1 protein-coding gene and 1 pseudogene are annotated in these 853 nt (G+C 33.4%); both read right to left on the reverse strand.

Features of this window, described 5'->3' with window-relative positions:
• Window positions 1-272 (reverse strand): annotated as a pseudogene (locus BCR22_RS10970) (hypothetical protein); the annotation flags it as partial.
• A 1-nt stretch (window position 273) separates the two neighbouring features.
• Complete coding sequence (locus BCR22_RS10975; protein WP_069654931.1) at window positions 274-672, reverse strand: DUF1310 family protein; 399 nt, start codon at window positions 670-672, stop codon at window positions 274-276.
• Window positions 673-853: the final 181 nt, after the last annotated feature.

An 853-nucleotide genomic window follows, 5' to 3' on the forward strand; every position in this document is an offset into this window, starting at 1 on the left:
CGCTTCACTTCTCCAGCTTGACTGCCTATTTTCTCTGGACTTGTAGAGGCTTGATACAGCACCGTTACGTTATTCACTTCAGATGGTTTTTGGACTTTTGGATTGCCATCTGTGATAATATATGCTTGTTCTCCTGTTTTTTTATCATTTACTACTTTTGATACATAGCCTATCGTAGTACCATTATTATTTATTTTAACTGGGTCGCCCTCTTTATATGAACGATACTCCATTTGCGCTATATCGATATTTTCTTTATCAGAATATCCCATACTAATTCCCTCCTTTTTTTAACAACTCTTCTAATTCCGCTGTATTTCCACCACCAGAATTTTCTAAAGTACCATCTTTTGTACTTTTATTTAAAAGATTATACACTCTAAGTTTTTCATCATCATTTATAATTACGTCAAACATAATTCCTCCCATAGGATTGTGTTCTATACTCTCATAATCTATTTCATAAGATTTGATAATTCCCTCTGGCGTTAAAGCTTTTGAATCCAAGTTTTTTAACCCTATTTCTATCTCCCTTTTTGCTTGACCGGTTTTTACCACGTTTACCATTTCATCATTGAATCGTTTGTTATCCATATACACTTTCCCTCCGATACCTAGAATAATAACTAAAACTATTCCTACTCCTATTACTATAAATTTTCTTTTAGTCATCCCTTACACCTCATCATTAATAAGTAAACTATAACATACTTGCAATTTGTTTGGTCGGATCAAATATGGTATTCGGTTTCTTATAACTTTTCTCAATATTATTTAAGATTTGTTTGTTGTTGTCCCACCAATCACGCTTCACTTCTCCAGCTTGACTGCCTATTTTCTCTGGACTTGTAGA

Origin of the sequence: Enterococcus plantarum (assembly GCF_001730295.1) — a bacterium.
In the GTDB taxonomy this organism is placed as follows: domain Bacteria; phylum Bacillota; class Bacilli; order Lactobacillales; family Enterococcaceae; genus Enterococcus_L; species Enterococcus_L plantarum.

Bases quoted from the DNA above. Each gene is read 5' to 3' on its own strand.
- BCR22_RS10975 (WP_069654931.1), bottom strand. From the start codon at position 672: ATGACTAAAAGAAAATTTATAGTAATAGGAGTAGGAATAGTTTTAGTT.